Origin of the sequence: Pantoea sp. RSPAM1 (assembly GCF_038816185.1) — a bacterium.
In the GTDB taxonomy this organism is placed as follows: domain Bacteria; phylum Pseudomonadota; class Gammaproteobacteria; order Enterobacterales; family Enterobacteriaceae; genus Pantoea; species Pantoea ananatis.
In genome coordinates this window covers 18,626-30,833 of sequence record NZ_CP046136.1, presented here as the reverse complement: position 1 = coordinate 30,833, position 12,208 = coordinate 18,626, and the positions used below count along the sequence as shown (strand labels likewise).

General features: G+C 49.1%; 15 protein-coding genes. 7 read left to right on the top strand and 8 right to left on the bottom strand.

The annotated features are described in order from the left end of the window. Positions 1–254 precede the first annotated feature (254 nt). The 4 genes from umuD to GKC68_RS00160 are packed head-to-tail and all read left to right on the top strand — an operon-like array spanning position 255 to position 2,573. Positions 255–704 carry a translesion error-prone DNA polymerase V autoproteolytic subunit gene (umuD, locus tag GKC68_RS00175; protein ID WP_110003563.1) on the top strand — a complete coding sequence of 150 codons (450 nt, stop codon included), beginning with the start codon at positions 255–257 and terminating at the stop codon, positions 702–704. Positions 705–712: 8 nt separating this feature from the next. Continuing rightward, entirely contained in the window at positions 713–1,987 is a 1,275-nt protein-coding gene (umuC, locus tag GKC68_RS00170; protein WP_342656142.1) for a translesion error-prone DNA polymerase V subunit UmuC, read from the top strand. Continuing rightward, positions 1,909–2,322, top strand: a complete 414-nt coding sequence (locus tag GKC68_RS00165) for a hypothetical protein (RefSeq protein WP_342656144.1) — start codon at positions 1,909–1,911, stop codon at positions 2,320–2,322. The genes umuC and GKC68_RS00165 overlap by 79 nt, the downstream gene beginning before the upstream one ends. Positions 2,323–2,324: 2 nt before the next feature. Then, complete coding sequence (locus GKC68_RS00160) at positions 2,325–2,573, top strand: hypothetical protein (RefSeq protein WP_342656130.1); 249 nt, start codon at positions 2,325–2,327, stop codon at positions 2,571–2,573. Between the two features lie 177 nt (positions 2,574–2,750). On the opposite strand, the gene GKC68_RS00155 is transcribed toward GKC68_RS00160, so the two are convergent. After that, entirely contained in the window at positions 2,751–3,719 is a 969-nt protein-coding gene (locus GKC68_RS00155) for a ParB/RepB/Spo0J family plasmid partition protein (RefSeq protein ID WP_342656129.1), read from the bottom strand. Further along, positions 3,719–4,885 carry a plasmid-partitioning protein SopA gene (gene sopA, locus GKC68_RS00150; RefSeq protein ID WP_342656128.1) on the bottom strand — a complete coding sequence of 389 codons (1,167 nt, stop codon included), beginning with the start codon at positions 4,883–4,885 and terminating at the stop codon, positions 3,719–3,721. The genes GKC68_RS00155 and sopA overlap by 1 nt, the downstream gene beginning before the upstream one ends. A 201-nt stretch (positions 4,886–5,086) precedes the next feature. On the opposite strand from sopA, the gene GKC68_RS00145 reads away from it, so the two are divergent. Continuing rightward, entirely contained in the window at positions 5,087–5,317 is a 231-nt protein-coding gene (locus GKC68_RS00145) for an EexN family lipoprotein (RefSeq protein WP_342656127.1), read from the top strand. Positions 5,318–5,450: 133 nt separating this feature from the next. Here the strand turns inward: GKC68_RS00145 and GKC68_RS00140 are convergent, their stop codons facing one another. From GKC68_RS00140 to GKC68_RS00120, 5 genes are all read right to left on the bottom strand, one after another. Continuing rightward, the gene (locus GKC68_RS00140; protein ID WP_342656126.1) at positions 5,451–6,257 is read right to left on the bottom strand and encodes a DUF2971 domain-containing protein; all 807 of its coding nucleotides are present in this window, start codon (positions 6,255–6,257) and stop codon (positions 5,451–5,453) included. A gap of 121 nt (positions 6,258–6,378) precedes the next feature. Then, positions 6,379–7,080 (bottom strand): hypothetical protein, encoded by a 702-nt coding sequence (locus GKC68_RS00135; RefSeq protein WP_342656125.1) that lies wholly within the window; start codon positions 7,078–7,080, stop codon positions 6,379–6,381. A 199-nt stretch (positions 7,081–7,279) separates the two neighbouring features. Then, entirely contained in the window at positions 7,280–8,062 is a 783-nt protein-coding gene (locus tag GKC68_RS00130) for a site-specific integrase (protein WP_342656124.1), read from the bottom strand. Continuing rightward, positions 8,059–8,736 carry a hypothetical protein gene (locus GKC68_RS00125; RefSeq protein ID WP_342656123.1) on the bottom strand — a complete coding sequence of 226 codons (678 nt, stop codon included), beginning with the start codon at positions 8,734–8,736 and terminating at the stop codon, positions 8,059–8,061. The genes GKC68_RS00130 and GKC68_RS00125 overlap by 4 nt, the downstream gene beginning before the upstream one ends. Positions 8,737–8,792: 56 nt before the next feature. Further along, on the bottom strand, positions 8,793–9,131 hold the full coding sequence (locus tag GKC68_RS00120) for a hypothetical protein (RefSeq protein WP_342656122.1): 339 nt from the start codon (positions 9,129–9,131) through the stop codon (positions 8,793–8,795). Positions 9,132–9,618: 487 nt separating this feature from the next. On the opposite strand from GKC68_RS00120, the gene GKC68_RS00115 reads away from it, so the two are divergent. Together GKC68_RS00115 and GKC68_RS00110 are read left to right on the top strand one after the other, a co-directional pair. Beyond that, positions 9,619–10,572, top strand: a complete 954-nt coding sequence (locus GKC68_RS00115; RefSeq protein WP_342656121.1) for a hypothetical protein — start codon at positions 9,619–9,621, stop codon at positions 10,570–10,572. A gap of 283 nt (positions 10,573–10,855) precedes the next feature. Beyond that, entirely contained in the window at positions 10,856–11,188 is a 333-nt protein-coding gene (locus GKC68_RS00110; RefSeq protein ID WP_342656120.1) for a hypothetical protein, read from the top strand. Here the strand turns inward: GKC68_RS00110 and GKC68_RS00105 are convergent, their stop codons facing one another. Further along, complete coding sequence (locus GKC68_RS00105) at positions 11,189–12,055, bottom strand: hypothetical protein (protein WP_342656119.1); 867 nt, start codon at positions 12,053–12,055, stop codon at positions 11,189–11,191. It lies immediately after the preceding gene. Between the last annotated feature and the right edge of the window lie 153 nt (positions 12,056–12,208).

Sequence of the window (12,208 nt, the reverse complement as noted above, 5' to 3'; positions counted from 1 at the left end):
AAGCGTCATTTCACTTATGCCGGCAACGACTGCTTACGCGCTCCCGTCCCTGAAACTGCCCGACAAAAAAATCATTAGCCTGCTCAGTAACATAGACATTCCTTTTACAGAGTACCGTTTCGTTCCTCTTGCCATGCGCTTCCGGCTCAATAATACTGTTTTTATATACAGTTCTATTTGGGGAGGAAATTAACCATGCCATATTCATTCATTGCCGCACCGGTTTCAGGCCATTCAGTCCGGAGAGCGGCACCATGAAAGCGACATCCTCTCAGGGCGGACTGACGCTATTCAGGCCTGCCGATATCCGCCCCGTGATGCGCATCCCGCTGTTTGTTGAGCGCTGCGCCGCCGGGTTCCCCTCCCCCGCCACCGACTATGTCGAAGCCGAGCTGGACCTGAACGAGCTCTGCATCACCCACCGGGCCGCCACGTTTTTCGTGCGCGCCAGCGGCAGCAGCATGGAAGACCTGGGGCTGTATGACGGCGACGTGATGGTCGTCGACCGCGCGAAAACAGCCACGCACGGGGACATCGTCATCGCGGAGGTCGGCGGGGAGTTCACCGTCAAGCGCCTGCAGCTGCACCCACAGATTGCCCTGCGGCCCATGAATCCGGCCTATCCGGTGATTTATCCGGAGGAGCTGCACCTGCTGGGCGTGGTCACCTGGTTCTTCCATAACACCGAGGCGCGACGGAGGTAATCATGCCGATGTTTGGTCTGGCTGACGTGAACAGCTTTTATGCGTCCTGTGAGGCCCTGTTCAGGCCTGACTTACGGGGAAAACCCGTCGTGGTCCTTTCGAACAACGACGGCTGCGTCATTGCCCGGAGCAAAGCTGCCCGCGCCCTGGGCATAAAAATGGGGGTGCCGTGGTTTCAGTTAAAAGCGCTGGATTTCCCTGAAAAGGTGCATATCTTCAGCTCAAACTACGCCCTTTATCATTCGTTATCGGTCAGGATCATGTCAACGCTGGAGGAAATGGTCCCCCGCGCTGAACAGTACTCAATCGATGAATGTTTCCTTGACCTGACCGGCATCAATGGCTGTGAGGACTTTGAGCACTTCGGTCACCGGCTGCGTGCCCACGTTCTGGCCAGAACCGGACTGACGATTGGCGCCGGCATCGGCCCGACCAAAACGCTGGCCAAATCCGCGCAGTGGGCCTCGAAAGAGTGGCCACAGTTCAGAGGCGTACTGGCACTGACGCCCGGAAACCCGAAGCGGACCGAGGCGCTGCTGATGCGCCAGCCGGTTGAGGAAATCTGGGGCGTTGGCAGGCGTATCGGCAAAAAGCTGAACCTGCTCGGCATCACTAACGCGCTCGAGCTGGCGCGCACGCACCCCGCTTTTATCCGGAAGAACTTTTCGGTGGTGCTGGAAAGAACGCTGCGGGAACTGAACGGAGAGGCGTGCATTCCGCTCGAAGAAATGCCGCCGGCAAAGCAGCAGATTGTCTGCAGCCGCAGTTTCGGTTCACGCATTACCACCAAAGTGGCCATGCAGCAGGCGCTCTGCCAGTACGCCACGCGCGCCGCTGAAAAGCTAAGGGGCGAACGCCAGTACTGCCGGCACATCAGCGTGTTTGTCCGGACCTCGCCGCATGCTGTCGGCGAGACGTTTTACGGCAATACGGCCGGTGAAAAACTCACCCTGCCCACGCAGGACACGCGCGATATCATCGGCGTGGCCATGCGCGCGCTGGACCGCATCTGGATTGATGGCCACCGGTACATGAAGGCCGGTGTCATGCTTGATGACTTCACGCCTCACGGCGTCAGCCAGCTCAACCTGTTTGACGACAACCGGCCGCGGGCGAACAGCGCACAGCTGATGCAGGTACTGGACGGCATTAACCAGTCAGGACTGGGACGGGTATGGTTTGCGGGTCAGGGAATTGATACGGAATGGAAGATGAAGCGGGATATGCTGTCACCGGCGTGGACTACGCGCTGGAGCGATATCCCTACAGCCAGAGTCGTATAATTATGGCACTAAAGATCGTCAAGTGCTCTAATAGCTGTTATCTCATTCGCCCGCAACTGACTGTTAGAACTATGATAAATCTTAACCAGCCTGATTCTGAACGTAACGCCCTTTGCATAGTCGGCGCGGGTATCATGTTCTGCCTTTTGGGGCTTTTTTATATTGATAAAGATTCATCTACCGATACTGTCGAAACGCAGCAAATAAGCAGTCTACTCAATACTACCTGTGATGTTGTTGATGCAAACATGAGTCAATATGCTTCATTCACAGGCGAGGATAAGGTCATCGCAAACAGTCTTTCTGATAAATGTAAAACAATCAGGATTCATTAATTATGAGAAAAACGGATATCGGCCTTATCATCCTCTCACTTCCAAACAGCCTGGTTCATGCTGGTCTGATCATTGCTTATCTCTGTGGTGCCCATGGGTTTGCCAAATGTTGGTCAGTGACCATGATGGCGCCTCTCATCTTTGCTCTTGATGCTGGGATGTTCATAAGCGTGGTTGTGAGATTACTCGCTGAAAGAAAGGCCAAGAAGAAAGCCATGGTTAGAGCGCCCCACGTAGCTCAAACCATATAACGTCAGTTCCCTCCGTCCGCTTCAACTCATTCTCGAATCAGCTTAATTCTTTATTGCGAATCTGGGACCGTGGTCCCAGCTGTGTAGCACATCAGCAGAATGGTACTGGGACCGTGGTCCCAGCTGCGTAGCACATCAGCAGAATGTTACTGGGACCGTGGTCCCAGAAAATGAACACTAGACGGATTTCTCACAAAATTCAGAAAGCAATTTTTCAAGTTGTTGAATTAATTCAGCGGATATTTTACGTCTGTCCAGATTTATCGTGACTTTGTCGTCTTTATAACTGGCTGTGACACCCGATCCAAAATCACGTTTTTGCACAATTTTTTTGGCGCGAGAAGGGTTTTCTCTAAGGCAGTTCATAAGCGTTTTTATCAAATCATCTGCACCTATGATATCTCCCTGTTTTTTCACTGAAGATAAGCTTTTAGCTTTATAAATTAAAAGTTCTTCCTTACCTTCAGACAACTTATGAAGTTGTTCACCCGCGCGAGCGGAAAGTTCACCTGGGTGAGAGAAAAGAGCGATTACTTCTTTGGGAAGTTTTGATGTATTGATGCACCGGGAAATTATCTTTCGTGAGATGCTTTCGGCATCTGCTAAGGCAGAGATGTTATTGGCAAATTCTTTCTCTAAACGTTGCGCGTATCGCTTACCGCGCTCATAAGCACTGGTAGGTCTGTAATCGTTACCTAGTTTTGAGAGCGCATTCATTTGCTCATCATCAAGATCACCAACCAATACCCGATAAGATGTAGAAGTTAGTATCGCGGCCATACGGCGCCGGCTGCCATCGGCTATCTGAATAGAATTATTCTGGTGACGTCCAAATGCTGGGTTTTGTTGTCCACTGGTAAGAAAAGAAGGGATCAAATCATCAAGAGCAGATTCAGTCAAAAAATCCTGTAGACGCTCATTACCGGACCAGACGCAGGTAGCATCAGCAATATCATCAGGCGAGATCGTTTCAAGAACGAATTTCACATCACGTCCACAGACTGGTAAAACAATCGTATTGCCTTTGGACATGTTTCCTACACGCGAAATCAAAGACCCCACAACTGGCGCAGCACTCTGAGAGGGGGCTTCAGAAGCCGGAGAAGCAGGACTGGACGATTTAGTAATGATAGGCGCTCGCTTCATTATCGAATCTCCCAACGAGGTTTAATCAGACGGTCAAAAATTTCATTACAGACTGGTTCCCAGATCGCCAGCGCGTTTCTCCAGGCACCTGTGGAAGAACGCTGATCAATCGCCTGTTCAAAAACAGTACGCATCCTTATCTGGCCTTTTCCAACTTCGTCCGTCTCACGAACAACATTCTTGAGTACCATGCTGCCCCAGGCATCACGGATTTGTTCTTCCATCCACGGTGACTGCGAGCCATTGTTATTACTGTACTTAGTTAAAAGTATGCGTACATCTGGTTCAAAGCCCTGAAGGTCAACGTTTTTAAGTAAATCGCGCAACATATCAAAAAACTGAAGAGCAGAGGTATAGTCAAACAATTCAGCGGGCGTGGGAACTATCAAAACATCCGCAGCACAAACAACATTGATAGTGCCAATGCCAAGATTAGGTGCACTGTCTATGACAATGACATCGTAATCATGAGCGACTGACTCCATTGCAAGTCGCAACATCATATGGGGTTCAGTAGGCAGCTTTCCTTCGTCGTAGCGCGCCATGAGTTCTGTTTCAATCCGGTGCAGAGCGAGGCAGGAAGGAATTATATCGAGGCCTGGCCAGCATGTAGGCTTTACGGCATAGAAGACATCATCTCTTTCACCTAAATAGAAAGGCAAGAGAGTATCATCAGCATGAATATGAAGATCGGGCACCCAACCATGGTACATAGAGGCAGTGCCCTGAGGATCGTTACCTTCAACAAGTAAAACCCTTAGCCCCTTCAGAGCCAAATCCTGAGCCAGATGAACTGAAACCGAGGTTTTGTATACGCCCCCTTTATGCGCTGCCACACCTATAACTGGTGGCATGCTTTCGTGGGGCCTACGGATACGCGTGCCGAACACGTCCCGCATATGGTTTATCTGCTCTATGGTGTAGCCGACTCGCTGCTCGACGCGTCCTCTCATTTCCAAATCAGGAAAGGGCAGGCGTCCTGCTTTTTCAGCATCTCTTATGGCCTGAGGTGTCACACCTACGAGGTCTGCAGCCTCACCGACACGCCATCTACGTGTAATCTTCCGAGCCTCTGGGCTATCATCATTGAACTGTGCAACAGCGATAGCTTTAGTCATGGCATGGCCAGCGGTAATGCACTGGTCTAACGTTGTCTTTAAACTCATAACCTGCACCCTTTAGTTAACTTTGCATTTTTATATTAAATCTTGATATTTGATGCAAAGCAACACCAAAAATGCAAACCTTATTAAAATTTGCAAAGCAGAGTATGTTTTCGCAGATCACCATGACTGCCTGAGCGAGCAAACGTACAACCAGTCAGGCTATAATTGCTGCCGATCTTCATTCACAAAAAAGGAATCTTTATGAAAACGGGACTGATTTCACTGAGTTTGCTGAGTACTTTACTGCTTACTGGGTGCGATGCCGGCGCTCATAGCCTTGAGTGGTATAAAGCGCATGGTAAAGAGCGCAATGCTAAAGTAGAGGAATGCAAAAAAGCCTCCGATCCGCGCGGTACTGAAGACTGTCGCAACGCCATTGATGCCACAGTCCTCGGAGGATCTTTTACAAAGAGTCCTGCAAAGAGCTGGTAATAGCCGCTCAAGCCGCCACGTGGCGGCTTATCTATGCTCTTTTTTTAGGTATAAATTATTCCCTGACGTTTCGGTATATTTTCCCGTTCCATTCATTAAACGCATTGACCTTATTTAGCGTTCACCGAGGAATTTAAACCCGGAAAGTCGCGTCGGTAAAAGAACATTTAGTGTCTTTATATCCATGGCACAAAAGAAAGGATTTAATACCCTCAGCCACGAAGTCTCTGTTTTTACACGGCCCAATTTTGACGCTTTTTAATGGTAAGCGCCCACAGTGGGCGTTATTTTCTTTTGCCTTTATGTCAAGGTAGGGAATAAGTCCGTGGTTATTTAGTCGGAATTTTACTTTTGTGTTTTCAAATTCAGGCTGCACAACTATACGATATTCGCTTTCTTCTTTGAAAGAGATATGTTTAAAAAAAGGAATAAGGGATTTTAAAAGAGATGAAGCCACAACCCAGTCAAGAAAAAGGTTTGGTTTATATTTTCTTCTGTCTATATTTTTTAGAAATCTTAAGATTTCATCTTTGGCTTCCAGCGTGGAATCGGGTTTTGTATAAAACACATTATTAGAAATGAATGTTGCGCCGTCAAAATCAAGTGAATCTTCAAGTTCTTTGCTGTCAAATTCTAAACAAACCCCCTGCGTTGAAGCGTAGCCCCGCCACTGGCTCAGGAGGTCAGGATTCTGACAGAATGAAATATTATAGCTATTTTTTTCAGAAAGCTTGCTGAACTCATCCATAGACTGATGGAGTGCATCAATAAGGTATTGGTCTAAATCATCCTGTAAATAGTTTAATGCACTTGTGAAAGCCGTAATTCCGTGGCGCACTTCCACTTCGTCATTCAGAAAAAACAGATTAGTTGCCCACAGAGAATGGTTTTCAATAATACCCTTGAATCCATTCAGGTCAGTGTAGTGATAGATTTTCATTGACGTCAGCCATTGTCTTTATAGTCAGCCATTAAAAAACATTCAGCGCAGGTTTATATCATCAGCAGCATATGTAATCTGCACCGAAGGCCTTTCACTGGGGTTTATATAATTTAGAGGTTCAGGGTCTTCGATTCCTCGGTTTGTAATCATCCTTTTTAACAGGAATGCTTGAAGCCCATCTGATTATGTCATTGAGTGATTCAAAGAAGGGGCTTTGTATCACATAATTGCTAGAGCTTGCATAAATTTTCGCTTTAAAATCCCCGTTTTTCTTTACAGCAGGCTTTCTTTTCTTGCTGAGGCCCCTGTCGCCTAAAAGCCAGTCCAAATAGTTTTTAAAATCATTTGGACCTAAACCTTTTATTGAAGCAAGCACATCTTCAACCAGGTCACTGGCTACACCGTTAACAGGAGCACCGTTTATACTGGCTGCGCCGGCACATTTAGGTAATGTTTGAGAATTACATACCCTGTTTTTGTAGATATCCCACTCTACCACCATTTTTCCATTTTCTTCAGTACCGTAAGCAATGAAGTGACAGAGATCATGTGGGGGTATCATGTGTTTATCTTTATCAAGGCCGCAACACAAGTCGCAGGCTGATTCTTTATGGTTTTCCCTTTTAACACTGTCATAATGTGACTTAAACTCAACCAGAAAAAAATTGTCATAATTAGAAAACATGGTATCAGCATTAAAGTATCTGTCTGCTCCGTTTAGTGGGGCAGTCATGTCAACTTTCCCGAGCGCTTTGCACACGTCCCCAAAAATTATGTCAAATTCCCTTTTCACACTGTCTTCTCTGCCAGTCAAAGCCATATAGCCTCCAATTAAGATTTTACGGGTTTGATATAAAAATAGCGTAATTAACCTTAAAACCAATTCTTATACATAAACAGTAAAACAAATCGCGTACAGTGAAAAATGATTATTCAACTTTTTCCTGAAATATTTTTCAGAAAGATAAATAATCCAATGACGTGTTACTGGTGAGATATTCCTCAAATAATATCGGCTTCTATCGGTTATCGCCACCTTTTAACATCGCCACAGCCTCATTGCTCGGCATTGAAAACTGCACACGGTGCCGTGCCGCCACGTCCAGCGCAAACACCTTCGTGTACACCTCAGTTGACTTCAGGCTCTTGTGACCCATCAGGCTCTGCAGTGCCTTCAGCGGGATCCCCGCGTAAAGCATGTGCATGGCGTAGCTGTGCCGGAAGGTGTGCGGCGTTACGGGTACCGAGAAGGTGACTCCGTCGGCCGCTGCAGCCGCCACCGCTTCATTAATCCAGGTCCGTACCGTTCGGTCGGTGACGGTCCACAGCCGCACCTTTTCCGTCCGGCCGGTGTCAGGACTGCGACGCTCAACCGGTATGCGCAGCGTGGCGACCATCATCTCCAGCTGGGCGAGATACAGCGGGTCGGACAGCGGAACCAGCCGGTTCGGCACTACGCCGGACGGCGTGCGGCCGGGGCCGCGGGCGGCCTTTTCACCCCGCTGCTTCAGCGTGGCCAGTTGAACGAAGGGATGGGGCGGCGTCAGGGTGAAGTCGGACCGGGTCAGGGCCAGCGCCTCGTTAATGCGCGCGCCGGTGTTCCACATCGTGGTCAGCAGCATCTTACGGTGCAGGTCTGGAACGTAATGCAGCAGGGCGCTGACCTCCGGCGCCAGCAGGTATTTCGGCAGGTCTTCGATAAGGGCGGCCATCTGACGCAGGGCCAGAGCCGCGGGATAATCGATAGCCACAGGCAGATGCGCAGGCAGCGTGGCGTGGCTGTATGAAACGAGACCAGTCATGATTGTATCCCTCCCTTTAAGCCATCTGGAACCTGTGGAAAGTTCTGCATAATCTCTTTCCTGTGCCTACGTTCCAGAACAATTCTTTTCCAGTACTCTTTGCGCAAGCCTCTTAAAGTGTCCAGAATTCCCTGTTCACTTAACAAATGGACAGAATCCGGCAGCCCTGCTTCTCTGCGAATCTTAGCTGCCAGAATGAAAGCGTGTATGCCGGTCTTGAGGCAGTCATACGTAAGGGGCTGGGACACCGGCAGATAATCATTAAATTTTCCTGCCTGTATGCGTGAAGAGAGCACGGCCATGTTTGTTTCAAATACACGTATCCTGAAAATCAAATGTGAAGACAGGGACCGCCAGTCTCCTTTAACCTGGGATAAATCCAGAGAAGGTATTCTGTCCATTTCAGATAATTCATGTACGCGAAGACTGCCCAGTGACATCCAGGCCACGGAATATCGCTCCAGCAGAAAAACCAGCTCGGTGGCGATGAAGTGGCGCTCTCTGGCCAGCTTTTCCTCCGAAGCCCGCCGTTCCCGGCCAGTGGCAAAATGGTGGGATAGCCACTGGCTGCTCAGTGCACCGCCAATACCTGCCAGAGCCGTAATGACCGGTATCCATACTGAAATACCGGCAGCAGTATTTAGTCCCTCAGCCGTAGCAAGTATATCCGCCAAATTTTCGCTCCTTAACATATTCAAGATTCGCTCTACGCGGTATTCGGGGAACGGGCTCACCTAACGCTAACCGAGAGATTGAAAGCATCAGCTTGATCACAGATGAACACGTCACCAGTTTCATTCCCGTATTCCTCCCAGTCCTCGACGTAATCCTTATCGGTCCGCTCCCGCCAGTGTCCTTTTTCTGGACTCCAGATGGCGATGACTTTACCGCCGACGGAAATAAGTTCATGGCGACCGGATGAGTGCTCTTTGAACCACATTTTCGTACCCGAACCGGGTACGTGGGTAAGGCACTCATAGATACAAAGAAGGGAGCCGAAGCGATTAGTTGTTTCTCCGCACCCGTCTTCGCAAATGCTGCATTTCCACGCGGTATTATTACTATTCATATAATTTCCTTATCAGTATTCACGTCCGTGTTTGTATTGAACCTGACAATCACACCTGTAGCATTCACCCTCACATCATGTGACGTGAGTCAACTACAAGCCTGCTAAATGTCACTCAAGCAATTACCGGAAGAGCGGTTTCATCAGATCCGATTTACTGCATATATTGCATTTACCGGAACCACACCGCGACCAGAAATCGTGAAGAGCGACGAAAAAACCTGTCACCATCCTTCCCACTGAGCAGCTGCGATAACCGGTAAAAACCATATGCAACAGTAGTATAGGACACGTTCTTTTTCTGTTTCAGCAAAATTTTCGGTACCGGGTACTGAAGATCCGGTTCCGCCTTTTTTCGGATCTTCGAGTAAAACCGAAAGAAAACAGATGTGTCGTAAAAAATACCGAAAATTAAACATGTAGTAAATTGACTACATTAATATTTTTGTTTAATTTGTACCTTATAAATAATCAGGGAGTAAAAAAGATGGCTGCTATAAACATAAAGATGGATAGCATTCTTAAAGATACGGGGGATAGGGTCCTTCGAGAGCATGGTCTGAACACCACACAGGGTATTACCCATTTCTATGAGTATCTTGCCCAGCATCGCCGGCTACCTTTCTTCACCGAGACGAGGCATTTTAGCGCGGGTGACCTGACGCTTGTCATTGCCACACAGTTCAGCGATGCCCTCAACCTGCTGCATAAAATCCGTGACTTACTCGATTCAGACGCTGCAGACTTCGCTGAAATCGCGACTGCCAAACTGGAACTCACCCGCCTGTCTGCAGGGATCCTCCAGAATGGCTGGCGGCTGGAGTCTCTTCCGGAGGACAGCGTCTTAACCGCTCCGGCCCGGCGGATGCTGCCCCGCATTAACTATCACCTGGCCGGATGCGACTTTGCCCTGTCAGATTTGCCGGCCGTACTTCCTGTATCAACAAAAGTGGTGAATACGTTCGGCATGTCCCTGGCGGCGTACGAAACAGAGTTAACGCTGCTGCAGTCGATACTGCGTGATAGCGGGTTAATGGCCCGCCCTGAGCCAGCCCGTGAATTTGTATTTCGCGATGAAAATATCACGATATCGGTCATACAACCGGATGAATACCAGTCCGGCGCCTGGATCGTACGGATGCAGGCAAAAACACTGGCGCATGAAAATGCCCTTGAGGAAGCTGGCCTGATTTTCCCGGAACTCGAGGGAAGGGTGTTTCTGCCGGGCCCCGTATACGGGAAACCGGTCCGGAATTCCCTGACAGGGAAATATGAGGCGGGATTCCGTTTCCTTTCAGGATTCAGTGAGTTTTACATGTACTCCAGTGGGTATGAGGAAGAACACAATCCCACCTCACCCGATAAGGTGGCGGAGAGCTTTTCCTTAACGGTATACAATTACCTTCAGGAATTAATACACGAAATGTCCGGGCTCAATTAACAGGAGAAATGAATAATGAATAACACATACGGCATTCCGGACTACCTGTTTAACGGCACAACGCCTCCCGGGGCCTTTCCTGGACGCTCACCACGCGCACGGGAGAAATGCTCACGGAGCTGGAAGATCGCTATGGCCCACGTGATAAATCCTGGACGCTGCTAGGCATTGAGTTTTATGAGCATGGTCCGGATATCTGGTACCCAGGGGGAATGATAGTCCTCCACCCAAACACATTGCCATCAGGTTGTGTCCTAGAGCTTTCAGAGACTATAAGGAAGCGATGTACCAGCTGTCACACGAGTGCGTGCACCTACTCTCCCCGTCGGGAGGAAAAAATGCACCGGTAATAGAGGAAGGGCTGGCCAAGCTCTACTCGATGGAGATCATCGTGCGACTCTGTGGCCATCCACACGGGCAGAATTATGGCAATGTTCCAGCCTATGATAACGCGGCCGGTTTCGTTCGTCAGCTGCTTCAAATTGATGGTAACGCCATCCGAAAATTAAGGGATAAAGAGCCCGACTTCTTCAAAATGACGGCCGCAACGTTTGCAGAGGCTGGCCTGCTCCAGGTACCGCAACCTCTTATTTATGAGCTCCTGAAAGCCTTTTAGTTACCTGATGTTACTATTACTTTCCTTCCCGCCAGCGGCAGCGCCCTGTCGGGAGGCCTTGCGTGGTGTCGCCCATGCCCCCGTAAGTCCCTTTTTATGCATCCTGTGGCGCAGCATTTTTACCCTTTCAGTACCGATATCGTCGGTATCCAGCGATACCGTGACCAGCGCTGCCAGACTGGCGTCAGAGAGGGTGAATCCTGCCGGTAGCCCCCATTGGCTGGTCCTCGCCGTTTCGATGCATTCAAACAGCTCGCGAAGATAGTCCGGCACGGCCCCACCTCTGCCGTCGACTATCGCCTGTTCGCTCTGATACATAAACTCCGCCTCTGTCGTTTCACGTGCAGCTACCTGAAGTATCTGCGGCAGGGATGGCCAGTATTTTCCGTCATAGCGGCTGTGCAAAGCTTCAAGCGGCTTGCGCAAAAATGAGCAGTAATGACCGTCCGATGCGGATGCCTTGTCGATCATATCGACGATGTGCGTGGTACGTTCCAGCAAAAAAGCGTTTCGCTCCAGTATGTCCTGCTGCTCTGTCAGCATTGCAGCAAGCTTTGCAGCCTCAGTCATTATCCCCCTGTTCAGCTCAGTAAGCCTGGCGTGATCCTCTTTCAGCCGTTTGTGCCGCTCCTCTGTCCCATAGGCCCCTGCGAAAAAAATCTGTTCAAGCAGGGTGTGACACTGCTGCCAGCTGAGCTCATACCGGGCAATATTTTTCCATACGGGAGCCATTTCCGTTTCACGCAAAATCAGCCTGTCCAGCAAAGGCCAGTGCGGCTTTCGCAGCATTTTTTCATGAAGGTCATCACGGTAGGCTTTCAGAGTATTGAGAACATCAGCGGCCGTACGGGTACGCATATATTTCATATTTTTCCCTCATAAATGTCCTGTTGTGGTCATTATGTGCAGGCATGTCATATATGTCGGTAACGCTGGATAAACATTTTTCGTGCAGCCGCGTTACTTTGGTTCCGGCTGTTCTAATTTTCGGTGCCGGAAGACAACAAGGATATAAAACAC

Coding starts and splice junctions, on each gene's coding strand:
- umuD (WP_110003563.1), top strand. CDS start 255: ATGAAAGCGACATCCTCTCAGGGCGGACTGACGCTATTCAGGCCTGCC.
- umuC (WP_342656142.1), top strand. CDS start 713: ATGTTTGGTCTGGCTGACGTGAACAGCTTTTATGCGTCCTGTGAGGCC.
- GKC68_RS00165 (WP_342656144.1), top strand. CDS start 1,909: ATGGAAGATGAAGCGGGATATGCTGTCACCGGCGTGGACTACGCGCTG.
- GKC68_RS00160 (WP_342656130.1), top strand. CDS start 2,325: ATGAGAAAAACGGATATCGGCCTTATCATCCTCTCACTTCCAAACAGC.
- GKC68_RS00155 (WP_342656129.1), bottom strand. CDS start 3,719: ATGAAGCGAGCGCCTATCATTACTAAATCGTCCAGTCCTGCTTCTCCG.
- sopA (WP_342656128.1), bottom strand. CDS start 4,885: ATGAGTTTAAAGACAACGTTAGACCAGTGCATTACCGCTGGCCATGCC.
- GKC68_RS00145 (WP_342656127.1), top strand. CDS start 5,087: ATGAAAACGGGACTGATTTCACTGAGTTTGCTGAGTACTTTACTGCTT.
- GKC68_RS00140 (WP_342656126.1), bottom strand. CDS start 6,257: ATGAAAATCTATCACTACACTGACCTGAATGGATTCAAGGGTATTATT.
- GKC68_RS00135 (WP_342656125.1), bottom strand. CDS start 7,080: ATGGCTTTGACTGGCAGAGAAGACAGTGTGAAAAGGGAATTTGACATA.
- GKC68_RS00130 (WP_342656124.1), bottom strand. CDS start 8,062: ATGACTGGTCTCGTTTCATACAGCCACGCCACGCTGCCTGCGCATCTG.
- GKC68_RS00120 (WP_342656122.1), bottom strand. CDS start 9,131: ATGAATAGTAATAATACCGCGTGGAAATGCAGCATTTGCGAAGACGGG.
- GKC68_RS00115 (WP_342656121.1), top strand. CDS start 9,619: ATGGCTGCTATAAACATAAAGATGGATAGCATTCTTAAAGATACGGGG.
- GKC68_RS00110 (WP_342656120.1), top strand. CDS start 10,856: ATGTACCAGCTGTCACACGAGTGCGTGCACCTACTCTCCCCGTCGGGA.
- GKC68_RS00105 (WP_342656119.1), bottom strand. CDS start 12,055: ATGAAATATATGCGTACCCGTACGGCCGCTGATGTTCTCAATACTCTG.